The following is a 24,785-nucleotide window of genomic DNA, read 5'->3' as shown; positions in this document are numbered from 1 at the left end:
TTTTTAGTCAAAATACACTTTGGATTCCGCGGACTTTGCATTTTTAAACATTGCGTGTATCTGCTCTTCCAAAATCCGTTCTTCTGAAAGTTCTGGAAGATTATCCAAAGGAAAAAAGCCAGCGTCCAGCATGTCAAACCCCGCTTGGAGTTCTCCTCCTGTCATTTGGCAGAGAAAAATCAGTTTGTACACATAAAGGGGAGCCGGCGGGTGTGGGTGTTCCCGCTTGTCATAAACGGCCAGTAGGCTTATTGCCTCAACCTCAATCCCGGTTTCCTCTTTTACTTCCTTTATTGCCGTTTCTGATGGTGTACTTCCAATATCCGCCCAACCTCCGGGAATGGTCCATTTCCCATCAATACTCTCCCGAGCCATCAAAATTTCATCCCTTTCATTTAGCACAAAAGCACGCACATCCACTTTGGGGGTCGGGTAATCTTCTTGGGGCATAAAAAAATCCTCCAAGGCTTTCATGGGCACATTTCCCAACTGACCCATCAATTGTAGGCTTATGGCCTTTAATTCTTCATACCTCTCTTGATCATAGGGATCTTGGGCATATATCAATCCCGTTTCCGAAATTGCCTTTATCCGCTTAACCAGATTGAGCTGCTCTTTGATATTCATTTTAATCCCTTTGTTTTTGAAATAGCTCAACCAAAGATTGAATCCCTTGCTCTTTGGCATGATCCAAGGCCGTATTTCCTCTGGCATCTTTCACAGTAATATCAGCGCCGTGCTCCACAAGTAGCTCTGCTATTTCCGGCCTGTTAAAGGTAACGGCATAAATAAGGCAGGTGGCACCCATGGCATTTTTTTGGTTGACATTGGCCCCAGCATTGATCAATTGCTTGGCAATATCCACATATCCTTTGAAACATACCCCCATCAAGGCTGTATTTCCTGAGCCGTCCTTGGCATCTACCTGAGCTCCTTTTTCCAAGAGAAGTTGGGCCAAATCCCCGTGACCATAATAGGTGGCGAGCAATAATGGGGTAGAGCCTCTTTGGTCCTTTACTTCCAACAATTTGGGATTGGAGGCAAGAAGCTGTGCAACTGCTTTGGCATCGCCACTTCTGATGTGATTAAAAAAAGATTCCACTTGATCCATACGTGAATGAAATTTATAAAAAAACTGCCACAACCGTGAGGGTCATGGCAGCTTTGGCAATTAATTTTCCTTTTCTTCTAATTTTGTTACGCCAGATCAAAACGATCTAGGTTCATAACCTTGGTCCACGCCGCCACAAAATCCTTTACAAATTTTGTTTCTGACCCAGACTCTGCATATACTTCTGAAAGGGCACGCAAGATGGAGTTGGAACCAAATACAAGGTCGACCCGAGTACCGGACCATTTAAAATCGCCTGTTTTGCGATCAACTCCTTCATAAAGTGATTTCTCCTCATTGGCGGCTTTCCATTCAGTGGACATATCGAGCAAGTTCACAAAGAAATCGTTGCTCAACACTCCGATATTGTCTGTAAACACCCCATGCCTTGAACCGTCAAAGTTGGCACCTAGTACCCGCAAACCACCTACAAGAGCGGTCATTTCTGGGGTAGTAAGCGTTAATAATTGTGCTTTATCCACCAACAAATGCTCTGCAGGAACTTTTACTCCTTTTACCACATAGTTTCTGAATCCATCATAAGGCGTGTTCAAATAGTCCACAGAATCAACCTCGGTTTGCTCCTGGGTCGCGTCATTACGTCCCGGGGTAAATGGCACTTCCGTAGGTACACCGGCATCACTAGCTGCTTTTTCAACCGCGGCACTACCCGCCAATACAATCATATCGGCCAAGGAGATTTTCTTCCCACCACCAGCATTACTGTTGAAATCATCTTTGATGCCTTCCAGTACTTTTATGGTCTTATCAGTGCCTTTGTTTACTTCCCAACTTTTCATGGGCTCCAAGTTGATACGGGCACCGTTGGCACCACCACGCTTATCCCCACCACGGAAAGTAGCGGCAGATGACCAAGCGGTATACACCAAATCAGAAACGGAAACCCCGGAATCCAATACTTTAGCTTTCAAAGCTTTTATGTCAGAAGCATCCACCAAGGTATAATCCACTGCTGGAATGGGGTCTTGCCAAATCAACTCTTCTTTCGGCACTTCTGGACCTAGATATCTGGAAACAGGTCCCATATCACGGTGTGTCAATTTAAACCAAGCTCGGGCGTAAGCTTCGGCGAAGGCCTGTGGATCGTTGTAGAATTTACGGGATATTTTTTCGTAAGCGGGATCAAAACGCAAGGATAGATCGGTTGTCAACATGGTTGGCTTTCTGTTAGGCCCGCCAAAAGGGTCTGGGATGATAGCTTCTGCATTTGAAGCTACCCATTGGTGTGCTCCCGCTGGAGATTTGGTCAATTCCCATTCATATTCAAACAAGAACTTAAAGAAGTCATTGCTCCATTGTACAGGGGTAGAGGTCCAAATTACTTCCAATCCAGAAGTAAACGCATCGGGACCTTTTCCTGAACCATTTTTATTCTCCCAGCCAAAGCCTTGCGTTGCCAAATCTGCTGCTTCTGGATCTGCATCCATTTCGACTTTTGCGCCATCACCATTACCGTGTGTTTTACCAATGGTATGCCCTCCTGCAATCAATGCAACAGTTTCCTCATCGTTCATCGCCATACGCCCAAAGGTATCTCGGATATCATGCGCTGCGGCCACGGGGTCCGGGTTACCATCAGGTCCTTCCGGATTTACGTAGATCAATCCCATTTGCACAGCTGCCAACGGATTCTCAAGATCACGCTCTTCTTTATTGTGCGAGTAGCGGCTATTGGGTGTATCACTCGTAGCCAACCATTCGGTTTCGTTACCCCAATATACATCTTGATCCGGCTCCCAAACGTCTTCACGACCTCCAGCAAAACCAAAGGTGCGGAAGCCCGTTGATTCCAAGGCAACGTTTCCGGCCAAAATCATAAGGTCTGCCCAAGATATCTTCTGACCATATTTTTGTTTGATGGGCCATAACAAGCGACGAGCCTTATCCAAACTCACATTATCTGGCCAAGAATTTAGAGGTGCAAAACGTTGTTGCCCTCTTCCACCACCTCCACGGCCATCTTGTACACGATACGTTCCTGCGCTGTGCCAAGCCATCCGGATGAACAATCCGGCATAACTGCCAAAATCGGCAGGCCACCAATCCTGTGAATCGGTCATTACATCCAAAAGATCCTTCTTCAGTGCTGAATAATCCAGTTTTTTGAATTCTTCGGCATAGTTAAAAACTTCTCCAAGCGGATTTGATTTTTCCGAATGCTGGCTCAACAGTTCCAACTTAAGTCGATTGGGCCACCAATCTTCATTTTGTGTACCTCCACCGGCAACTTCACTCAAAAAAGGGCACTGACTTGCATCTGCCCCGTTTGCCATTTCTTTACTCATGATAGTATGTTGTTTAAGTTATTTTTTATCCTTTATAAATTTACGAAAATGACCTCCATCGATATAGATAATTGATATTAAAATACTATTAAAACATAAAATTTATCTATTTATAGCCTTTCTGATCTTGCCGCTTCTTTTTACGGAAATAACCCCTTGATTTGGCATATTTACCCCCTTTAAGGGGCGTTATCATACCTTATCTTTATACTGTGGCTGCTTTTGTGCTCCATAGCCACATACCATAAAAACATCATGACAACACCTTTAACCCTATAGATTATGAAAAAGTTGATTTTACCTTTTGCTGCATTGATACTTTTCAGTTTCAGCGCGGATACCACAAAACTCAATGAGCAAGATCGTGAGTGGATGTTGAAGCATCTTACCGAGACCCGTAACCACATGACCCAGGTTTTGGAGGGTCTAACCAATGCCCAGCTAAATTTTAAACCTGATGAAAACTCCTGGTCCATTGCCGAATGTGTAGAACACTTGGCCGTTACTGAAAATGGCTTTGGGGGATTGATCCAAAAAACAGTTGGAGCTGGCCCAAATCCAGTCCTTAAGGATTCGCTGGTATTTAAGGATGAAGACATAATGACCAATATCAGTGACCGGAGCAATAAGGTAAAAACATCGGAAGCTTTTGAACCTAGTGGACAGTTTGAGTCTTTTGAAAACACCCTACAGGCCTTTTTGGAAAAAAGGAATGCCCATATTGAATATGTAAAAACCACCGAGGACGATCTTAGAAACCGGTATAGCAAGGATCTTCCGTTTGGCCCTGTGGATGGGGTGCAATTGATCATTTTTGCCGCTGGCCACACCGAACGCCACGTATTGCAAATGAAGGAAGTTATGGCACACACCAAGTTTCCAAAATAAGGGAAAACAATAGGTTTTCCTTAACACTAATTGGCAAACCCTTTCCAAAATGGAGAGGGTTTGTTTTTTAACTTTGAGGAAACACTACAAAATGAACACTATGAAGACTTTAAAATCAATTGTACTGGTCGCTTTTTTAATGATTGGCACCAGTTTGTTTGCACAGAATAAAAAGGACCAGAAAATCATGGCCGGTGCCAAGAAGGCAAAAACCGCCCTTTTGGAGGCTGCCCCCAACCTTGACGGTTTTTTTGACAATTCGGCGGGTTATGTGATCTTTCCCAATGTGGGAAAAGGGGGCTTTATCATTGGTGGGGCTTCCGGTAATGGAGTGGTCTATGAAAATGGCAATCCTATTGGAATGGCTGACCTTAAAAAGTTAAACATAGGTCTACAAGCAGGTGGACAGGCCATAATTGAGGTTATCTTTTTTGAGACAGACACAGATTTGGACCGCTTTAAGGAAGGGAAATTTCAATTTGCGGCAGAAACCTCAGCGGTGGCCCTAAAATCGGGAATTGCCTTTAACGCCAAATACAAAGACGGCGTGGCCGTTTTTGCCCTCCCCAAGGCCGGTCTTATGGCCGATGCCTCGGTAGGGGGACAGAAGTTTGGCTATAAGCCATTTTAAGTGCTTTTGCCATAAAACTCAAAGCCCCTTAAAGGGGCTGACTTTTAATATATTATTACGGATTAATTCCCAATGTCGTCATTAGTAATTGTGAAAATAATTTTACCAACTATATTATTCCCTGTTGGCTCAATCTTTTCAAACATCCATGAATCATAATTAAAAGGACTGTTTACTGCAATACCATAATGGTCTATAGGTCCTGTCCATTCTTTCACTAGGTTACCATTTGCAATAATTTGAATTTTAGTATCGCTATTCTGGATAATGGAGAAATAACTATCTATCGCATTGTTTTCATAAACAAAATTGTTGTTTCCACCTTCCATATTTGGCACAACATTTATTGATATCAAAGAACCGTCTCCCGAAAGCGGATGATTAATCATATTAATATTAATTTCCTGATCAGAAGTGTTTAAGAACCTAACAATAGCTCTATTTTCAGGAGGGTCCATTTCAGGAAATACGCATCCATTAAATGACGAGAAACTAAGGCCAATCAGAATAATTGGAAAATGCGGTATAAATCTTTTCATTCGTTAATTAGTTAAAAGATCTATAACCCAACATCATCATTTGAAATAGAAAATATGATTTCTCCATGTTTAATATAATCACCATCCCTTATAGGTTGATCATATTTAACAATGCTCCAAGAGTCATAATTATAGGGGTTATTAATGCCAATCCCCAAATAATCTGGAGGACCCAACCATTCTTTTTTCATTTCGTTTCCAACAAACAATTCAAATTTTCCATAATCATTTAGGTTATCATAAAAAACGTCTACATTTCTCTCAACGATCAGCTTCAAATTACTTTCCCTTACTCCATCTGAAGAAACAGATGATGAAAAGTTGGCAACCCTTTTCGTATTAACTTTTAGTATAAGTGTATCCGACTTTTCATTTGTTGACCCAATGCTGTGATATACAATACTCACTTCAACATTAGATGTGTTTTCGAAAACTCTCTGATAGAAATCTACATATAATGATTCCTGAGGGTCACAACCCAGCAAACTAAGGCCAATCAGAATAATTGGAAAATGCGATATCAATCTTTTCATTAATTAATTAAAAAATAGCTACTTAAAAAGAGGCTGGCTCTTTCCCCTACCATGGGCCATTAATTACCAATATCGTCATTGGTTATGGTGAAAGTAATTTTACCAACTATATTATTCCCTGTTGGCTCAATCTTTTCAAACACCCATGAATCATAATTAAAAGGATTATTTTCTCCCATACCATAATTCCCTGATGGCTCTAATATCCATTCTTTAACCATTATATCTCCAAGATATATTTCAATCCTTTTTATATTACTTCTGGATAAATCATCAATGTAATTTTTAACTGGGTTATCTCCTCCATTAAAATATAGATCTTGGTATAATCCGCTTCTTTCATCACCAGATGGCAATAAAAAGCTTTTCACAACTATCATTTCAGAAACATCTAACATTTTAATCGTAATTGTCTCATTAGAAGAGTTTAGATATTTTTCCAAATAGTGTTTTTCAGGTGGGTCTATTTCTGTCAAAACGCACCCAAAACAAATTAATAAACTAAGGCCAATCAGAATATTTTGAAAATGCAACGTCAACTTTTTCATCGTATATTGTTTTTAATTTCAACTCTTTTATTAAATCAGGAAATGTGTCTGTTGTTGACTTCAAACAATCAAAAATCTCCAGTATTGTGACATCGGGAATATTGTCAACATCTTGCAAAAATCCTGGGTTGTACCAATCTTCATTTTCATCCAAATAATCATGTGACCCATGATTTTTGTATGAAGCTGGAAATTCTTTATCTGATAAAACGGCACTCAGATAATTCCCCCACATCTCGCCTACACCGCAATAACCAGCATTTTTCCCATGTCCATTTCCGTAAGCCCCATAGGTAATGATATAATTGATATACTTCATCCAATATCCGCTGCCAACTTTTTTAAAATGGGAAGCATGGGCCAATTCATGAAAAGTAGTGGAAAACACCCCATCCGTTCCCTTACTTGAACCTGATCTAATGATCACATCAGGAAGTATGAATTTTGTCAAAATCCAAATTATATTTGCCTTTAACGCAATTTTGTTTGCCTTCGAAATAAAAGTAGATACTTTAGAATTTGTTGTAAAACCGGCATACCCCCACACTCTCCTTAACATGGGTGCCGATGAATAGCCTGTTCCCCCCAAAGCCACAATACGCAAATTGTTATGGGGTTTTCCAATGCCCATTTGCGCACAGTAATTAAAATACTTAACAGTTGCATTGTTCACGGTGGCCCAGCGCCAACCCACTGAACTGGTAGAGAAGTTAACATTATATCCATTTCTACTATGCTTTCCGGCCCTATATCTTGCTGATGAAACACTGGCCAACCAAGGCCAAATCTTAAATCCTATGGTATTTTTAAAGACCACGGTATAATGAACATCCCTTCGGTAGCCTCTGTTCACTTTGTAATAACCGTTGGAGTTGGTCCATCCCTTGGCCCATTTAAACCACCGCCTCGTCTTTACTTTTACCCCAACTACGGGATCCATCTTTTTGGTTACGGTATTGTAGACTTTCACATAGCCTTGGGGAGTCTTCTTGCTTTTTTCTTGATAGGAGCTAGCCGATTCTTCATAATTACCAGTCAACCGAAGTGCTTCGTCCTCCAAATCGAACAGGAACTCCTTGGAGATTCCTGTCTTACCTGCAATCGTTGTGGTTTTGGAATCATCCTGTCCGTCTTCATCTGTATCGACATTTGAAGGTTCAACAAGAAACAAGTCCTCCACTTTTTCATAAGAAATCCCATCTGGGACTTTATAATCTTTTAGTACAGAAGCATACAACCACTGCGCTTCTAGAATTTCTGTGTTCTCGTCTACATAATAATCCCCTTCCTGCTTTATCTCCACATCCAACGGAATCTCTGAAAGATTGAGGGAATCTGCCAATAGCAACTGCTTTTGTTCATCATTTTCCACCCAAAATTTCACATAATAGTCCGTAGTGATAATTTCAGAGGAATCCTTCAAAGTTTGGGAGCCATAGTTCTTTTGACTTTTCTCCAGTTTTTTAATCAGATTCGCATAAGCCTTCCTCATATTCTTTACGGAATAGGGGTTTTCCAGTTTTTTGCCCAGCTTGATCATCCTAAGCGTGTCCTGTTGCTCCTTGGCAATGGGTTGGGGGTCATTGGTCTGCACAACTTCCTTTTCACAGGAAGCCAATACAAGCAATAAAATGGCCATTTTTGGAATAGCCCAATACGTTTTTCTTTGGTCCATAATAAAAAGATTTAAATGGTATTGGGGCATGCGGCTCTATCTTGGATAAGGTACTATAATAGGATGTGCACATCGAGGCCCGATTGATGAGTGACCCATTTGGATTGGTGGATACCCCTTCTCAATTAATGTGTAGAAAATTCTGTGTGGAGTTGTAGGTCAATCCCTTATTCCAGGTGTAAAATCATCGGGGGCATTTTGGGGCATTTTGGTGGTACCTGAATCTCCCGTATCATTAAAAATGGTCCACTCACCAAAGGTGTAACTGGGATTTCCTTCCAAAATGTCCGGGTTACGCAAAGCCCTGCCGTCCTCAAACTCATGGTTGGTCCCCGAGCCATCTTCTCCAACCACACCAAAAACATCTATGACCGTTCCAAAGGGGTCTACTAATTCTAAATTATCGTCCCCATTGGAATCTGCCGGACTGTTGGTGGAAACCCCTAGGTCGGGAGGAAATCCATACACCAATTCAAACTCAGCGGCGTTTGGCGATATGACCAAAGTACCTCCTGCGCCAATGACCAGCCCAGACAAATCTATAGTTGAACTTACTTCGGTATTGTCGTTGGTATAGCGACGTAGGGTCCACAGATTTAAATCCAAGGGTTCCGATGCGGAATTATAGAGTTCCACAAAGCGTGCTCCTGCGTTGTTGTCCGGGTCTGCCAATTCTGAAATAAAGATTTGGGTCGATGTGAATTCCGTGATGATTTCTGGACAACGCTCTTGGGTAAAATCAATATCCTCCAAATCCCGGATGACCAACTGCAACTGTTTTCCATCTTTCACAAGAATACCGGTTATAGAGCCATTGCCTTCAGGGAGGGTTTCTGCCTGAAAATCGGCATACCCACTATTGAGCAATGCCATTTCATTTTCGGCACAATCGGTCAGAGTGCGTATGGTCTCTTCTTCTGGAAGCGCAAAAGACTGTCCCAGTTCTTCTTCCAAAAATTCAAGAGCCTCCAATTGGACCAAGGTGTTCACGGTAGCATTTTCAATCTCGGGAATGATAATTTTTGTAGGCTGTATCTCGGTCAAATCATCACATGAAAGAAAAACATGCTCCATCACTTTCAAACCGGGCAATCTCCCTACAGAAACATTTCCGAAGGAAGTAAAGGTACCTCCGAGTTTAAGGGTCTCACCACTTTTACCGAGATACAGTCCCTTCAACTTTATCAAAACCTTGCTCCCTACATCAAAAAACAAATGGGATTCCCTAAAATCCATCTCAATAACAAGCCCGTGAACGGGATTTACCGGAGCATCTTGTAGATATAAAACTCCAAAAAAGTTTCCTGCTTTATCCGATGAGATCACATACCCCTCCAACACCAAATCTTCTTGGATTTGCACAGCTCCATCTCCCAATAACCCTTCAAGTTCGGCAAAGCTGATATTTACCTTGAGCCCTGAATTGCATGTTGTTTTTGGTTGATTAAATTCCGTGTTCTTTACACAGGCCACAACCATGATCAATAGCAATAGCACACTTATCTTGTTTGAATTTTTCATGTTTCTTGATTTAGAAGCTTATGGCGAGATTTAAAAAATAGGTCCTCCCATAGCTGTACCAATATTTGGGTCCAAATGATGGGGTGCCGCTTAGATTATCTTGCTGCAATTGGCCAAAATTGCCATTTCGGCTTTGTTCGTATCCACCTGTTCTGAAAACACCATCAAAAAGATTACTGACGCTGGCAAACAGACTAATGTATTTTTTGTTGACCAGCCATGATTTTCCGCCAATGAGGTTGAGCAAATAGATGTCTTCCAATTTTTTTTGCCTTAAAATTTTGGCCACATTTTCATCGGTGGCATCTGGAAAACGTTCCCCGGTTTCTGGGTCCAACAAAAAACTAGTAGTACGGGAAATGGTAGAGATGTTAATGTAGTTGTTGGTAAGGTAGTTGGCCGTTGCCCCGAACCACCAATAGTTGGGGTTGCGGTACTCCACGCCCAAGGCAAGGGCTGTTTGTGGACCTTGGGCCAGTTTTAGACCCTTTACCTTGGCAATACCCAAATCTATGTCCCCTTCCGGGTCGATAAGGTCCTCATCGGCTCCTGCGGTATCAAAATTGATTTGCACCGAAGGGTCACTGGCATACACATAATCGCCCAGATTCCCTACCAAAGTCAGCTTTACACTGGAGGAGGCTTCATATTCCAAACCCAGTTCCAGCCCTTTGTGCAATCTATCCAAGCCCGTAATGACTTCTTGAACAAAATCCGAACCAAGCCCCGAGTCCACAAAAAAGAAGTTAATGTCCGTGGTATTCATGAACCTTGTATAAAAGACCGTCAAACGCCCCGTCAAGTTGGGTAACCGTACAAAATAGCTTACATCTGTCGTGGTAATGGTCTCTTTTTGAATCTCGGAAACGACTTCATTGTTCTCCCTTGGGTTTATAAAGATGTTTTGAAGCGTTGGCGACCGTTCCACCTTTGCCGCATTGGCCGTAAACCAATGGCGTCCTGAAAGAAAATAGGTGAGCCCACCCTTAAATGACATATTGGAGAAGCTGACTTTTGGACTTTCTCCCATTGAGTTTTCCAAAAAACGTTCATTGACAAACAAACCATTTCGCTGGGCTTTATATCCTGAAATGGATGCAGAGACAAAACCGCTCCACTTTTTCAGTGTGGTGGAAAGCTGGCCAAAGGCTTCAAATTGTGATGTGTCCAAAGTGTAGTTGTAATTGAATTTATCGCCTGTTGTCTTCTCCAGTTTTCCATTGGCATCATTCAAGGTATTGGAGAAGGAATCCTTGTCTTCATGAAATTCCGCCCCCAACACATCTTGGATTTCAGCATAGTTCTCTGAGGAAAGTGTTTTAAAGTTCCCTCCAAAACCCAGGTTTATGTTTTCATTGATATTGTATTCCATGCTGGTTGCCATGGTTGTCTGGGTGTCATCGGCAACGTCGTTATAAAGCACATAAGCCGCCCTGCCTTGATTATTCGCATTTGTATTTGCTGTGTACAGATGCTCCCATGAAAGTTGTGGGTGCTTCAAAAAACCTTCGCGCGCCAAATCGGCATTTATAAAATCGGCACCAATGGAACTGTTGATAAAATAACTGGGCAAATACCGATAATAGGTTGGATCTGGGTTGGGTGCATTAAAGTACCCTAAACGGCTTCTGGTATTGGTTCCAAATTGATGGGCTACGCCCACGTTCCAACTAAATTTTTCACTTTGGAGTTTATAATTCAACAAGAAGAGCGGTTCAAAAATTTCACGTTCCCGGGAATTTCGTAGTTCTCCATTCTGATTTCCCCAATAGGGATTGTATTGGTTTCCCATGAGGTCAAACACCTCTTCGGTAAGTGCAGCGGAACGTCCTCTTCGGTTACGGGATAAAATTGCGGTCAGGGACAGACTGCTTTTTGAATTGGGCAGGTACTCCAATGCTCCAAAAAAGGAATAGGCGTCGTACAATGTTCCCTCAACATATCCTTCTTGGGCCCACCTGCGTGAAGCTGAAAATGAGTAGGCCCATCCTTTTTGGGAGGGTCCAGAATTGTAGGTTGCCATTAGCCTTCCCCTATAAGTTCTATTGGATGCGGAACTGGACAAGCGAATACCGGGCCGCATACCCGAAGGACGGACATTGATTTGGGTATTCCCCAAAATACCCCCAAAGGTATAGGAGTTTATGTCCAGCGCATGATTATATTCTTGATTCCGTACTACATCATTGAGTCCACCCCAATTGTTCCATTGAGGCCTGCCATCAAAAAATTTGTTCATGGGAATGCCATTGATCAAGACCGTTCCATTACGGGAATCGTAACCCCGAACCTTAAAAAAAGCCTGTCCAAAATCAAAGGCGGCCCGGTTTAAAAAAACATCCTTGGTGGATTGCAGTAGGCCAAGAGCCCCAGATACGGCTTCCCCGTCATCCAAAAGGTCTCCGTCAGTGAGAGTAATTAAATTGTCCGATCTTTCCTGAATAATGTCCTTCTCCAAAAAAACATGTCCAAGGTCTATGGGTTTACCTTCAAAGTATAGGGAAAACCTTTTTGGAACAAAATCAGGTGCCGAAATCTTTAAAACGTATTCACCGACTTGGCGAACTTGAACTTCGAAATTTCCGTTGGCATCGGTAAAAAAATTACGTGACGTATTTTCAATGGTAACGGTAGCATTGGGCACAGGTAAGTTTCTTCCCATTTCTTGCACGCTACCCAAAATGACTGTCCCCTGTTGCCCAAAATGAACATTTGTACAACAGAACACAGCCAAGAGCAAAGCTGTTCTCATAGCTATTGGTAGGTTAATTAAACAAAATTTGGGCTATGCTTCGTTCAGCTTTGTAAGGCAATTACACAATTTTACCTATTTTAACGGCAAAATCAAAACATAATGCGATTATTAATATGCCTACTTGTATTAATATCGACCTCACTCCACGGACAAAAGTCCAGCACATACACCATAAGAACCATTGCATTCTATAATGTTGAAAATCTTTTTGATACCGTCAATGATTCGCTCACATTTGATGATGACCGTACCCCCGAAGGAAGTTATCACTGGACCGAAGAGCGGTACAATGTAAAGGTGTCCCAAATTTCCAAAGTGCTATCCAAGATTGGGGAGGAAACATCAAAAACCTCACCCGACGTCATTGGTCTGTGCGAAGTAGAGAACAGGAAAGTAGTGGAAGACCTTGTCCAACACTCCAACCTTTTGGAGAAAGATTATGGTATTGTACATTTTGACTCGCCAGATGGCCGCGGGATTGATGTTGCCTTACTCTTTAAAAAGGAGTCTTTTCTGCCAACATCCTTTAAAAGTCATAGGCTTTTGCTATTTGATGATATGGGAGAACGGGTTTATACCCGGGACCAACTTGTGGTTGGCGGCACAATGGACCAGGAAGAGGTCTATTTTATTGTTAACCATTGGCCTTCACGAAGAGGAGGAACCACAACCAGTAGTCCGAAAAGGGTAAGGGCAGCTTTGCTGAACAAACGCATCATAGATTCAATCAGAACCATCAATTGGAGGGCTAAGGTCATTTCCATGGGGGATTTAAACGATGACCCAACTGATAAAAGCTTGACAAGAATCTTGAAGACCAAGGGAAAACCCCAACAGTTGGACAGCTTAGACCTATTCAACCCGATGGAAAAATTGTATCGGAAAGGCATTGGCTCGCTGGCCTATAGGGACAAATGGAACCTTTTTGACCAGTTCTTTATGACCTCAAACCTTATCAATGCCGATAAAACGGAATTGACTTTTTGGAAGGCCGGTATTTATTCCCCTTCTTTTTTACGAACCCAAAAGGGTAAATACAAAGGCTATCCCATACGGACCTATTCCGGGGGGAGCTATACCGGCGGTTACAGTGATCATTTTCCGTCCTATATTTTTCTGATAAAACAGTCTAATCTCCAGTAAATCAAAGTCTCATGAATCTAGATGTATCCGAAAACAGGGAAGAACATATTTCAGGCACGGCCGATATTGCCCGAATCATGCAAAAAATATTGTGGCGGCAGAACAAACTTCACCGAAAAAAGGAGTACTTCTGGACCATAGGTCTGAGCACTGGAAACGATATTGAATATATTGAACTAGTCACCATAGGCACCAGTAACCGGAATATCATTAAACCAGTGGAGGTGTTGAGCTTACCCGTGTCCAAAAAATGTACAAAAATCATACTTTGTCACAACCACCCTTCCGGAAAATTGGAACCCAGTGGAGCGGACCTAGAATTCACCGAAAAGATGAAACTTGCCGCAGCCCTCATGGAGATTGAAGTGTTAGACCACATTATCATCACGGAGATGAACTATGTGACCATTTGAGAAAAAGTATTCTTATTGAAGGAGAAAGAATGAGATTCCCGCCTACGCGGGAATGACAAACTAGTTAAACCACTGCCCCCAAGGAATACGGCTTAAGATGAGTAAAAGTCCAATGCCATAAAAAATGGCAATGCTCTTGAACTTCTTTTCGCTTTCCATGAACTTTTTGTGACGGGACCAACCCATAGTAATCAGAACTATGGCTATAATGTTGGTAAAGGGGTGCTCCACAGCCAAGAGGCGTGCAGCTGAGTTTAGTCCTCCCATTCCCAAGGTCTGGATGGCCTTTAGCCCATTGCCCGAAATAAAATACAGTACAAGCCCCACCAACAACTGAATGTGGCTCAAAATCAAGGCAAAAAGGCTTATGCGGAGATCCTTGTGCATGGTAAAGTCTTTTTTGCCCAACCAGCCAGCTATGGCGTTGATTACAGCGATTACCAAAACGGCCAAAACCACGTAGGCCAAATAAGAATGTAGGTTTTTGATGATTTCCATAGGTATAGTTTGTGAGCTTAAAAATACGGAATTTATATATTAAAAAACCCTGCCAATGGGCAGGGTCTTCTATCTATTTTTTAGCTTTGATTAAAAATCGTAGCGAAGGGTAACGTTCCACGTTCTTCCCAAACCAAAATAACCTTGGTTGGAAACGGCAATACCTTCATAGGTTTCGTCTCCTGCCTCGGCAAAGTTGGCAGTAGTCAATCTAGAAATGTACTCCTTGTCCAGAACGTTGTTCATATTGGCCCTGATCTTCAAGTTTCTGGTTTTGTCTATCCCCACAGGCAGGTTAAAGGTAACCCCTGCATCCAATAGGCTAAAGGATGGCAATTCCAAGTTTTCCTTGATAGCACCAACATCTGAATACAGATTGTCATAGTATCTGAAATCGGAATCCACGGAAATCATATCTGTAATTCTGTAAGCAAATCCAAGTCCACCAGAAAGCTGGGCGGCACCACCTACTTTTCCACCATCGATATCAACATTCTCTGTACTCAATACATTTCGGTCTTCATCAGTAACTTGGGTAACAGCCTCTCCTTTGTACTGCCAATCTCCAATAGAAGCAAACCCATTGAAAGAAAGTCCTCTGGCGGGTCTAACCTTAACATCCAACTCAACTCCAGTATGCAATTGCTCCGTACCAAAGTTAGAGGTATAGGTCACAACATCGTCCACAACATCGGAACTGGTAACAACACGGTCTTTCCATGAAGTTCTGTACAAGTTGATATTTCCAGAGAATATAGAGCTGGAGTACCCATATCCCGCCTCAAGACCAAAGATTTTTTCATTTTCGGTCAATGGATTTACTTGGTTGGTAAAGTTCAAGTAAATGTTATCGTGGTATGGTTGACGGTTATAGTATCCCGTGTTAAAGTAGAAACTATGCTCGGCAGTAGGGTTGTAGCTGAAACCAGCCTTGGCATTATACCCAAAGTTATTCACTTTCTCAGAGTCAACACCATCGGTTATTCCAGCAGGTATAGGTTCATCTGTTCCTTGTGAAGAAGTGCCATTGATCAAAGATTGGTCTGCATATTGGTAAGGATCAAACCTTTGGTGATATTGGTTTGAAACGGATCCTTGGAAGAATGCCGAGAATTGGTCAGTAGCATATTCCAATTGGGTGAACAATCCACCATAAGAGATTCGCTCATCATTGCTGTAGGCAATTTTTTGGTCTTCAGGATAACTGTTAAAGGCTGCTGCCCATCCAGAAGGTCTGAAGGATTCAGTAGCAATTACTCTTTTATAAGTTCCAAAAGTGCCGTAGGTTTCATGATTATTGTTTTGATCTCTTAGGCGAATGTTTTCTTGCCAAGTGTTAAGTCCATGAAAATCGGATACTACCCTAAAGTGTTTTCCGTAATAGGTCCTTAGGTCAAAACCTACGTTCCAGCTAAGGTTGTCTGAAAGTTGCTTTTCAAAGTTTGAAATCAATCCATACCAGTTGTGCAAGTTCATGGAAGCACGGGTAACATAACCGCCACCAGCAGCAAAGTAACCTCCCGCTCCATTGGGCACGCTATTGTTAAAGGCATAGATGGCATCATAATCTATACGTCCTTCATCTGTTCTTATACGGCTACCACGGTCACCTGTACCTCCACCGTTACCCCAAGAGGCGTACAAAACGGTAGACAAACTAGAAGTGTCATCAATGGTCCAGTCCCAGTTTAGGTTGGCCACAGGTTTGTGATAAAAGTTTCTCCTTTCGGTCTTGTAAACACCGTTGTATAGACCCCAGTTGTTATTATAGTGCATACCATACTCCAAGTAATCTTCAATGGGCTTGGTGAAGTTTTGATCGTGGAACTGAGGGGCACCAGTAATCAAAAAGTTGAAGTTATGGTTTGTGTTTGGGCGATACCCTACAGAAATAAAATAAGTCTGTCCTTCACCAAACATTCCCTCATTGTAGCCATCTCCTTGCCAGTGGGAAAGCATAACGCTCAAACCCCATCCTTTATCGGAAATTCCAGTATTGTATCCTGCAGAAGTTTTGATGTAGTTGTTGTTAGCTACCGTGGCGTATCCAAATCCACCTGGATCCATTTCTGTGGCCTTGGTCACAAAGTTTACTGTACCCCCAACAGAGGAAATGGCCAATTTGGAAGAACCTAGACCCCTCTGAATCTGAACTCCAGAAGCAATATCGTTAAGACCAGACCAGTTTGACCAGTACATCAAACCATCTTCCATTCCGTTGATAGGCTGACCATTCAAAAGAAAGGCAGTGTTATCCTGATCAAAACCACGCACCCTCATATTGGTATCCCCAAAACCTCCGGCTTGGCCTGACACATATACAGAAGGTGTATTCACCAAGGTCATGGTAACGTCTTGGGTCCCTATTTTTTCTTGGATAATCTTTACGGGAATCGAAGAAACGGCGATTGGCGTTTTTCTGTCGGCAGCAAGGTCAATAATACCAGTACCTACAACTACAACTCCTTCCAATTCCTCAGCATCTGGTTGAAGAGTTATGGTTCCTACGCTACCCGCTGCACTAAATGCAATATTTTTGGTAACAAATCCAATATAGGAAACCACCAAGGTACCAGAGGCCTGGTTGACTTCCAAGGTAAAGTTTCCATCAAAATCCGTAGAGGTACCTACAGAAGTTCCCCTTACCATAACGCTGGCTCCTGGAAGTGGGCCTCCAAGCTCACCATCCACTACGGTACCAGTAATAGTTCCTTGTGAAAATGCCATTGCGGAAACAAAAAGCGCCACAAAAGCGAAGTAGATTTTTCTCATTTTTCAGTGTTTTAGTGTTTAATTTGCCCTGCAAAAGTGATGTATTTTTAAAACATCATGATTAAGTCAAGGTTAAATGAAGCTAATATAGTTAACACAAATTTAACAAGCAAAATCTGTTGATAAGCAATTGGTTACCGGAATTTCCAATTAATAAGAACCCTCTAATTTATCCCTTAAAAAACTGCAAAAGATTTAGTGTGGAGCTATCGTGTTTGCCAATTTCAGAATTTTCTATGTCGCCTAGAATATTTTTGGCCAACTGTTTCCCCAATTCCACGCCCCACTGATCATAACTGAAGATGTTCCATATTACCCCTTGCACAAAAATCTTATGCTCGTAGAGGGCGATCAATGAGCCTAAGCTCTTGGGAGTTAGTTTTTGTATCAAAATAGTGTTGGTGGGTTTGTTGCCTTCAAAAACTTTGTAGGGTAGCAACAATTTAAGTTGGTCTTCGGGCAGTCCTTGGGCTTGTAATTCTTTCTTCACCTCAACCTCGGTCTTACCATTCATAAGGGCTTCCGTCTGGGCAAAAAAATTGGCCATAAGTTTGTTGTGATGGTCTGCATCTCCATACAATGATTGTTTGAAGCCTATGAAATCTGTTGGGATAAGTTTGGTGCCTTGATGAATCAACTGGAAGAAAGCATGTTGCGAATTGGTACCTGGTTCTCCCCAAATAATGGTTCCGGTCTCATAGTCTACCTTGCTCCCCGCACGATCCATACTTTTGCCGTTACTTTCCATGATTCCTTGTTGGAGATAAGCAGGAAAACGACTCAAATACTGGGTGTAAGGAATAATAGCCTCGGTCTCGGCACCAAAGAAGTTGTTGTACCAAACGCTCAAGAGGGCCAAGACAACTGGTATATTTTCAGAAAATGGGGCTTCTTTAAAATGCATGTCCATATCATGGGCCCCTGCCAAAAGCTCATCAAAGTTTTTATAGCCCACCGAAAGGGCAATGGACAACCCTACCGCACTCCATAAGGAAAATCTTCCCCCAACCCAGTCCCACATAGGAAATACATTCTCATCTGCAATACCAAATTCCTTGATTCTTTCAAGATTGGTAGATACGGCCACAAAATGTTGCGCAATATCTTTTTCCGAAGCTTTCTTTAAAAACCACTTTTTAATAGTAAGGGCATTGCTCAACGTTTCCTGTGTGGTGAATGTTTTGGATACGATTACGAAAAGTGTGGTCTCGGGATCGAGTTCCTTAAGTATTTCATGCACATGGTCCCCATCTACATTACTTACAAAATGTGTTTTTAGATGATTTTTATAGAATTTTAGGGCTTCGGCGACCATAACCGGCCCCAAATCCGACCCACCAATACCTATATTGACCACATCTGTAAATGCCTTACCGGTATATCCCTTTCTATTCCCTGAAATAACAGACTCGGAAAACGATTTCATCTTTTCCTTTACCTCATAAATTTCATCAACGATGTTTTCCCCGTCCACCAAGACCTTATCTCCTTTTTTAGCCCTTAGTGCAGTATGCAGCACCGCCCGTCCTTCAGTTTGGTTGATCAGATCTCCTTGAAAATATGCAGATATGGCTTCATTCAGCTTTACATCATCGGTCAAGTCCAATAAAAGGTCAAGCGTTTCCCCAGTAATTCGATTTTTGGAAAAGTCCACCAAAAAATCATTCCACAAAAGGGAAAACTTCTTGCCACGATCAGCATCTAGGGCAAAAAGTTCTCTGAGATGGGTATCCTTGTTCTCTTGATAGTGTGCTAATAGTTTTTTCCAGGATTGGGTTGTAGTTGGGTCGATTTTGGGAAATGCCATTACTGGTTGTATGATATTAAGGTTTCTTCAGGTTCTGGGTTAGGGTTTACAAATTCTATGCAATCCAATTGGTCCTTGATGGGCTCTATGTGCGCCATATATTGTGTTCGAAGCGAATCTGCAATAGGCTCGGCCGTAGGCAACTTCTCCCGCAAGGGATCCACTTGTCTACCGTTCTTCCAAAAACGATAACATACGTGGGGGCCACCTGTATTGCCTGTCATTCCTACCCATCCAATTACATCGCCTTGGCGCACAAAGTCTCCTCTTTTCACCTTTTGACTTTTCATGTGAAGGTATTGGGTGCTATAAACACTATTGTGCTTGATCTTCACATATTTTCCGTTACCTCCCCTTCGGGTAGATTCGGTTACGGTACCATCTGCCGTGGCAATGATCGGAGTTCCAATAGGCGCTGCATAATCGGTCCCCTTGTGTGGTCTTACCTTATAGCCGTAATAAGCAATCCTTCGTTTTAGATTATATCTGGAAGACAATCTATATCCGAATTTAATGGGGGCCCTTAAAAACGTACTTCTCAGGTTATTGGCCTCTTGATCGTAATAATCCAAGATGTTCTTCAATGAATCGGTCACATAAGGAAATGCATAAATGGTTCTCCCTTTATGCTCAAACAAGGCTGCTTTTATGGGGCCACGGCCTGCATAAATACTATCGTTAATGTATCGCTCGTCATAAATGACTTTAAACTTGTCTCCTTTTTCCAATCTAAAGAAGTCAATGGTCCATGCGTAAATTTCAGAAAGGTCTATGGTAACATTGTAGTCAACTCCCAAGTTATCCAAGGTTTCGGAAAGGTTGTTGGTGATGACACCCCCAACTTCACGCTCTCTCAATTTTACTTTTTTCTTGCTCTTGTATGCCGTTACACTATCCCTTAGATCCACTACGGTATAGTTTATTTTATCATTTTGATAGATAAAAATCTCTGCTACTTCTGAAGTGTCCTTGGATTTAAGAATGGTATAGGGTTTACCCACTTTAATTTTCCGAACATCGAAAGTATCCCTGAAATTTTCTGAAATAGTCGCAATTTTTGGATAGTCCACTTTGTTTCTGAGCATTAGCTCCCCAAAACTATCCCCTCTTCTTACCGTATCATGGACCACATTGAATTCCTCAAGATTGAATCCAAAATGTGTTACTGGCGGTTTCACTATGGTTTCAACTTTCACCAATTCATCCACCAAAACCTTGTCCTGTTTACATGACACCAATACCGTTATCAATGCCAAAGTTGCCCCAAAAAATTTATGCATGCTTATGTTTCCTTGTATTCTTTGTTTGCGGGATTAAAAATATGATCCACCCATTGTTTTCCCCACTCATCCAACTCATTTTCTGAATACAAAGTTGGGAAAAATATTATTTTTTGAAAACTTGGTGGTAAAAACTGCTTCCAATTGGTGCCCCCAGTGGCATCCACTTCTTGGTTTTCCTTGGCCAAATATCGGTATGCTGAGCCCATGTGCATCAAGGGCCAGTTAACATTGGCATTGATATCCAAATCTTTTAACGCCTTGATCAGGTCTTTATTCTTTCTGGAAGATTCGGGTAGTTGAAGGTATTTGTGGTAAATGGTACTCTCCTTTACTTGGTTGGCAATTCTGAGCAATCTTGGGGTATACCGTATCTCAAACTGTTTTAAGGTAAGTGTCTTTTCCCCTGTGGCTTTATCCGTTGCTCCTTTTTTCCAATAAATATGTTCAAAAAGCTCCTCTATTTCGTTTTGGGAAGAAAATGAATCCCGCTCGGTATGGTACACCAGATTTTCCAATGGGGTGGCATAAATCTCTATCATCCTGTATTGGGCCGACTGAAACCCGCTTGCAGGGAGCAATGCCATTCTATATCTTAGAAACTGTTCCCGCTCCATCCCCTTGATCATTATGCTAAAGGATGATATTAGAGCCTTGAAATAGTTGTTCATCCTATTGACCTTTTCTATGAAGTAACGAAGGTCTTGGGATTTATCTTCGGTTATCTGCTTTTGTTCATGAAGAATGAGTTTAAAGTAGAGTTCCGTGATCTGATGATACATGATGAAAATCTCCTCATCCGGAAAATGGGTTCGGGGCACCTGAATGCTCAAAAGTGTATCTAGGTGAATGTAGTCCCAATAGGTAAGGTATCTTTGGTAAAGCAATCCATCCAAGTACGAACTCAGGTCTTGTCCCGAGTTTTTGTACTTTTCCTCAAGTTTGTTTATTTGGGATTGAATTAGCGCATCATTCTTCATCAATGCTATTTCATTATTATTCTAAACTGATTTCTGAGTCCGTTGTACCCGTCCAGATCGGCTTTTAGGGAACCTACCGCCAAATCTGCCTTGATCCGGATGGGAATCTTGTTCAGGTCATTGGAAACCCAAAGGGTAAGACTTTCTTTTTCCTTAAAAACCCTTCCAGATTGAACCATCGGCCTAAATTTAAGACATTCCACTTTTCCAAACTTGGTTCGGAGGGTTTCTTTTCCCAAATATTTTAGCTTGAACTTGAAAACACCGTCGTCATCGAACAACATATCCAGGTCAATGGATTGACCTACCTCAAAATGGTCAAGGCCGTAGGTATTCCTTAAAAAATAGGAAGCCGACAATAAATCTTGGATGCGATCATGGACCGGAATGTCCATTTGCGTGCCATTTTTATTGTCTTTTAGGACCGCCGTATCCTTTTCATAATTAAAATCGATTTCGATGTCCTTGGTATATCCGCCCTCATCAATTTTACGGATAAACCTATATGGCTTTCCATCATGTCTTCCAAAGTAACTTTCATAGGTGTCGTCTACCTTAAAAAATATGCTGGCAAATCCAGTGGTCTTCCCTTCACCCACCACGTGGTATACCGGAACCCCGTCCAAATTTTTGGAACTCAGGTGCAATGTGGCATAACTGGCATTGAGAAATCCGTAATGAATACGGAATTTTAGCCATTCGCCCGCTTTGAACGCCGGTACCTTTTCTTGGGAAAAGCCCGACAGGCTACAGAGCAATAAAAATGTAATAAGTATCTTTTTCATAAGCAGTTAGTTCGCTATAAAATTACTAAAATCGTCATCGGGGCTAATATCTTTACAATTACTTAAACAAAACTTGTTCCAAAATAGTATGTACAAAAAAAGCCCAGTCTTAAAACTGGGCTTTTCCTAAATAACCAACCAAACTTTAAATTATGAAAAACCAATACTTAAAGTTATAAGGGAACCACCCCTTATTTGATGTAAAGATACATCAAGGTTTTGTAGGAAAATGAGTTTTTAACGGACTTTAACTATACTTGCACGATAATGGTGTCCTGACGCAGTTTTTTTTGCAAATTCTTAAGAAAAATGCAGGTTTTCATGCATCTTCCCTCATCAGAACCAATATCCCACACTAAAGAAAATACTGTCATTGTTTATCTCTGGTGTCCAAGAATAATAAACTTGAATAGGGCCTAAAAAAGACTCAAATCCATACCCTATTCCATATCCCGTAAAACTCGGTTCTGTAAACCAGTTTCCAGTTCTAAAAAGATCGTCTTCCACATTGGCAAAATTTGCGGAAAAAAGAAGGTGGTTTTTCGGTGCAAACCGGTAATCCAACCTTCCATATGCCTTTACAAAGCTATTCCCGATAACACTCAGGAAATCATACCCAAAAAAGGGAATGAAATTATTCACGAAATCATTTCCAAAGCCGCCCAGTACAAAATCAAAGGATGTAACTGCCGATGTCCCAAATTTCAGCCCTCCTTCGGCCTCAACATTAAAGCTCAGGTTATGGGCCAATGGGATTACGGTCCCCAATCGGGCCTTTCCTACTGAAAATTCCTCAAAATTATTGTTGAAATCAGAAGAGAATAAATAAAAATGGAAATCACTATCAAACAAAAGTCCTTTGGTTGGGAAGTACTTATCGTCATACGTATCCAAGGTTATTTTCCCGAATGTGCTGAAATAGTTCGAGTTTTCAAAAAAGGTCCTCTCCGAAGACTCCATCGAGTCATCGGGGGCATCTGGATCCAACTGATTTAAGGTACGGGTACTGAAACGTAAAAAACGATGCTCCAAGCCCAATGTCCCGGCAAATTCTTCACGCAACACCGTTTGAAGATAGATTTGGTTGGTCAAATCTGTAACATCCAGACTAATTTCACGAATGTTCGAGACATTGGGGACATCAAAATTTGAACGGATCAACGCAAAGTTGATATCCTCATCAAAATCGGTGAACTTGGAGTTGATTCCAAAACTCCAGTAATATCCTTTGTCCAAATAATATTGCATATTGTATCGGATATGATCTCCCAGAATAAAATCAAAGGAGGCGACATCATCCCTCATCAAGAAATTCTTTTTGGTGAGATTGATCAGTGCAGCACTTTTGTAAAGGTCATCGTAATGGGCGGACAGTTTTAGAAACATCTTGGTAGGGTTTTCCTTCAACTTAAGGATAAGGTCCGTGCCGAGCCCATTGGAGACCAGTTCATATCGGATGGCCTTAAAGTTGCCGGTTGCCGAAAGGTTGTTTATGCCTTGTTTTAATTGGTCAAAAGCTATTTTCTCGGCCAAATTGAATCTAAGCTTCCCTTTGATATACCCTCTTGTGTACCTATCATTACCCCGTATGATCAATCTATTGATGATAAGACTGTCCATGGCATAAATCCTCTCCTTCTTTGGCTCGGGCGCATAATTTTGTTCAGAGGCCAAAGTCTGTAAAGCTTCTATTTTAGTCCTTGCCGCTGCTTCTCCACTGGCCACGATTTCCTTGCTCCGTCCAAAATCAATGACTGAAAACTCATCAATATCCGGTCTAATGTAGATATCCGTTTCCTCGGATTTCTTTTTCATATCATTTACCGTTCTATAATTGTTGATCTGGAGCAATATTTCAGTGGCGGACGACAAGGATTCCCGCGTGGATAGATTGTGCTGTACATCGACCCCAATGACCATATCTGCCCCAAGGGCCTTTATTTTATCAATCGGATAGTTGTTCACCACGCCACCATCTATCAAAATATCCCCATCTATTTCCGAAGGTTCAAACAAGGAGGGAAAAGTTCCGCTTGCCATAATGGCCTCAGGAAGATACCCATGATCCAGTAATACCTCTTCGCCAGTCTCCACGTTGGTCCCAATACACAAAAAGGGAATGGGCAATTTGCTAAAGTCCTGCACATCCTTTACGTGAAAAAGCAATCGCACCAATTCATTATAAATGTTTTGGCCACCGGAAATTGCTTGCGGAAAGGTTACATTGAAATTGGTGAACGGAAGACCTAGGGCATATCTTTCCGAATCTTCTTTTTCATAGAAGGTCTTGGCTCCTCTGGGCACATTGTCCTGAATAAGCTTGGTAAAATCTGTTACCCTAAAAATGGAGTCCAATTCTTTGGCCGAATACCCCGATGCATACAATGCCCCCACTATGGCCCCCATACTTGTTCCTCCTATATAATCTACCTTGACTCCTGCTTCCTCTATCACCTTAAGGGCTCCAATATGGGCCAGTCCCTTTGCACCTCCCCCACTAAGCACGAGACCAACTTTGGGAGGGGCTTCGCTATCTGCGGTCTGGGCCCAACCCAAAACGCCGATCAAAACAAACGCCATTGTAACTGCTATGTGTCTCA

20 protein-coding genes are annotated in these 24,785 nt (G+C 41.8%); 4 read left to right on the top strand and 16 right to left on the bottom strand.

Annotated elements, in window-relative coordinates:
• Positions 1-3 precede the first annotated feature (3 nt).
• From ACP14V_RS01325 to katG, 3 genes are all read right to left on the bottom strand, one after another.
• Entirely contained in the window at positions 4-627 is a 624-nt protein-coding gene (locus tag ACP14V_RS01325) for an NUDIX hydrolase (RefSeq protein WP_272609270.1), read from the bottom strand.
• A gap of 1 nt (position 628) precedes the next feature.
• Positions 629-1,111: an ankyrin repeat domain-containing protein gene (locus tag ACP14V_RS01320; RefSeq protein ID WP_272609269.1), complete on the bottom strand. Its 483-nt coding sequence runs from the start codon at positions 1,109-1,111 to the stop codon at positions 629-631.
• Positions 1,112-1,197: 86 nt separating this feature from the next.
• The gene (katG, locus tag ACP14V_RS01315) at positions 1,198-3,417 is read right to left on the bottom strand and encodes a catalase/peroxidase HPI (protein WP_409557924.1); all 2,220 of its coding nucleotides are present in this window, start codon (positions 3,415-3,417) and stop codon (positions 1,198-1,200) included.
• 282 nt (positions 3,418-3,699) lie between these two features.
• Between katG and ACP14V_RS01310 the strand changes: the two genes are divergently transcribed.
• Together ACP14V_RS01310 and ACP14V_RS01305 are read left to right on the top strand one after the other, a co-directional pair.
• Positions 3,700-4,305: a DinB family protein gene (locus ACP14V_RS01310; RefSeq protein ID WP_272609268.1), complete on the top strand. Its 606-nt coding sequence runs from the start codon at positions 3,700-3,702 to the stop codon at positions 4,303-4,305.
• 100 nt (positions 4,306-4,405) lie between these two features.
• Positions 4,406-4,936: a lipid-binding SYLF domain-containing protein gene (locus ACP14V_RS01305; protein ID WP_272609267.1), complete on the top strand. Its 531-nt coding sequence runs from the start codon at positions 4,406-4,408 to the stop codon at positions 4,934-4,936.
• Positions 4,937-4,998: 62 nt separating this feature from the next.
• On the opposite strand, the gene ACP14V_RS01300 is transcribed toward ACP14V_RS01305, so the two are convergent.
• From ACP14V_RS01300 to ACP14V_RS01275, 6 genes are all read right to left on the bottom strand, one after another.
• On the bottom strand, positions 4,999-5,475 hold the full coding sequence (locus tag ACP14V_RS01300) for a hypothetical protein (RefSeq protein ID WP_272609266.1): 477 nt from the start codon (positions 5,473-5,475) through the stop codon (positions 4,999-5,001).
• A gap of 20 nt (positions 5,476-5,495) precedes the next feature.
• The gene (locus tag ACP14V_RS01295; RefSeq protein WP_272609265.1) at positions 5,496-6,008 is read right to left on the bottom strand and encodes a hypothetical protein; all 513 of its coding nucleotides are present in this window, start codon (positions 6,006-6,008) and stop codon (positions 5,496-5,498) included.
• A 59-nt stretch (positions 6,009-6,067) separates the two neighbouring features.
• Positions 6,068-6,556, bottom strand: a complete 489-nt coding sequence (locus tag ACP14V_RS01290) for a hypothetical protein (protein ID WP_272609264.1) — start codon at positions 6,554-6,556, stop codon at positions 6,068-6,070.
• A complete protein-coding gene (locus tag ACP14V_RS01285) occupies positions 6,510-8,231 on the bottom strand; it encodes a hypothetical protein (RefSeq protein ID WP_272609263.1) in 1,722 nt (573 codons plus the stop codon). The genes ACP14V_RS01290 and ACP14V_RS01285 overlap by 47 nt, the downstream gene beginning before the upstream one ends.
• Before the next feature lie 159 nt (positions 8,232-8,390).
• Positions 8,391-9,752: a DUF5689 domain-containing protein gene (locus ACP14V_RS01280; protein ID WP_272609262.1), complete on the bottom strand. Its 1,362-nt coding sequence runs from the start codon at positions 9,750-9,752 to the stop codon at positions 8,391-8,393.
• Positions 9,753-9,762: 10 nt separating this feature from the next.
• A complete protein-coding gene (locus tag ACP14V_RS01275) occupies positions 9,763-12,504 on the bottom strand; it encodes a TonB-dependent receptor (RefSeq protein ID WP_272609261.1) in 2,742 nt (913 codons plus the stop codon).
• A gap of 102 nt (positions 12,505-12,606) precedes the next feature.
• Between ACP14V_RS01275 and ACP14V_RS01270 the strand changes: the two genes are divergently transcribed.
• A complete protein-coding gene (locus ACP14V_RS01270) occupies positions 12,607-13,650 on the top strand; it encodes an endonuclease/exonuclease/phosphatase family protein (protein WP_272609260.1) in 1,044 nt (347 codons plus the stop codon).
• A gap of 11 nt (positions 13,651-13,661) precedes the next feature.
• Positions 13,662-14,063, top strand: a complete 402-nt coding sequence (locus ACP14V_RS01265; RefSeq protein ID WP_272609259.1) for a JAB domain-containing protein — start codon at positions 13,662-13,664, stop codon at positions 14,061-14,063.
• Positions 14,064-14,123: 60 nt separating this feature from the next.
• Here ACP14V_RS01265 and ACP14V_RS01260 read toward each other — a convergent pair whose 3' ends face one another.
• The 7 genes from ACP14V_RS01260 to ACP14V_RS01230 all read right to left on the bottom strand — a co-directional run bounded on the left by ACP14V_RS01260 (position 14,124) and on the right by ACP14V_RS01230 (position 24,765).
• Entirely contained in the window at positions 14,124-14,561 is a 438-nt protein-coding gene (locus ACP14V_RS01260; RefSeq protein ID WP_136565252.1) for a hypothetical protein, read from the bottom strand.
• Positions 14,562-14,651: 90 nt separating this feature from the next.
• Positions 14,652-17,333: a TonB-dependent receptor gene (locus tag ACP14V_RS01255; RefSeq protein WP_136565251.1), complete on the bottom strand. Its 2,682-nt coding sequence runs from the start codon at positions 17,331-17,333 to the stop codon at positions 14,652-14,654.
• Between the two features lie 169 nt (positions 17,334-17,502).
• Positions 17,503-19,140, bottom strand: coding sequence for a glucose-6-phosphate isomerase (gene pgi / locus ACP14V_RS01250; RefSeq protein ID WP_136565250.1), 1,638 nt, complete (start codon positions 19,138-19,140; stop codon positions 17,503-17,505).
• Positions 19,140-20,420 carry a peptidoglycan DD-metalloendopeptidase family protein gene (locus tag ACP14V_RS01245; protein ID WP_272609258.1) on the bottom strand — a complete coding sequence of 427 codons (1,281 nt, stop codon included), beginning with the start codon at positions 20,418-20,420 and terminating at the stop codon, positions 19,140-19,142. Before ACP14V_RS01245 ends, pgi begins: the two co-directional genes overlap by 1 nt.
• 2 nt (positions 20,421-20,422) lie before the next feature.
• The gene (locus ACP14V_RS01240; RefSeq protein WP_272609257.1) at positions 20,423-21,400 is read right to left on the bottom strand and encodes a tryptophan 2,3-dioxygenase family protein; all 978 of its coding nucleotides are present in this window, start codon (positions 21,398-21,400) and stop codon (positions 20,423-20,425) included.
• 5 nt (positions 21,401-21,405) lie between these two features.
• Positions 21,406-22,185: a DUF3108 domain-containing protein gene (locus ACP14V_RS01235; protein WP_272609256.1), complete on the bottom strand. Its 780-nt coding sequence runs from the start codon at positions 22,183-22,185 to the stop codon at positions 21,406-21,408.
• Positions 22,186-22,521: 336 nt separating this feature from the next.
• Positions 22,522-24,765, bottom strand: coding sequence for a patatin-like phospholipase family protein (locus ACP14V_RS01230; protein WP_272609255.1), 2,244 nt, complete (start codon positions 24,763-24,765; stop codon positions 22,522-22,524).
• Between the last annotated feature and the right edge of the window lie 20 nt (positions 24,766-24,785).

Source organism: Flagellimonas alvinocaridis (assembly GCF_965248585.1).
In the GTDB taxonomy this organism is placed as follows: domain Bacteria; phylum Bacteroidota; class Bacteroidia; order Flavobacteriales; family Flavobacteriaceae; genus Flagellimonas; species Flagellimonas alvinocaridis.
The sequence above is the reverse complement of the archived record's forward strand: the minus strand, read 5'-3'. Positions and strand labels throughout refer to the sequence as shown.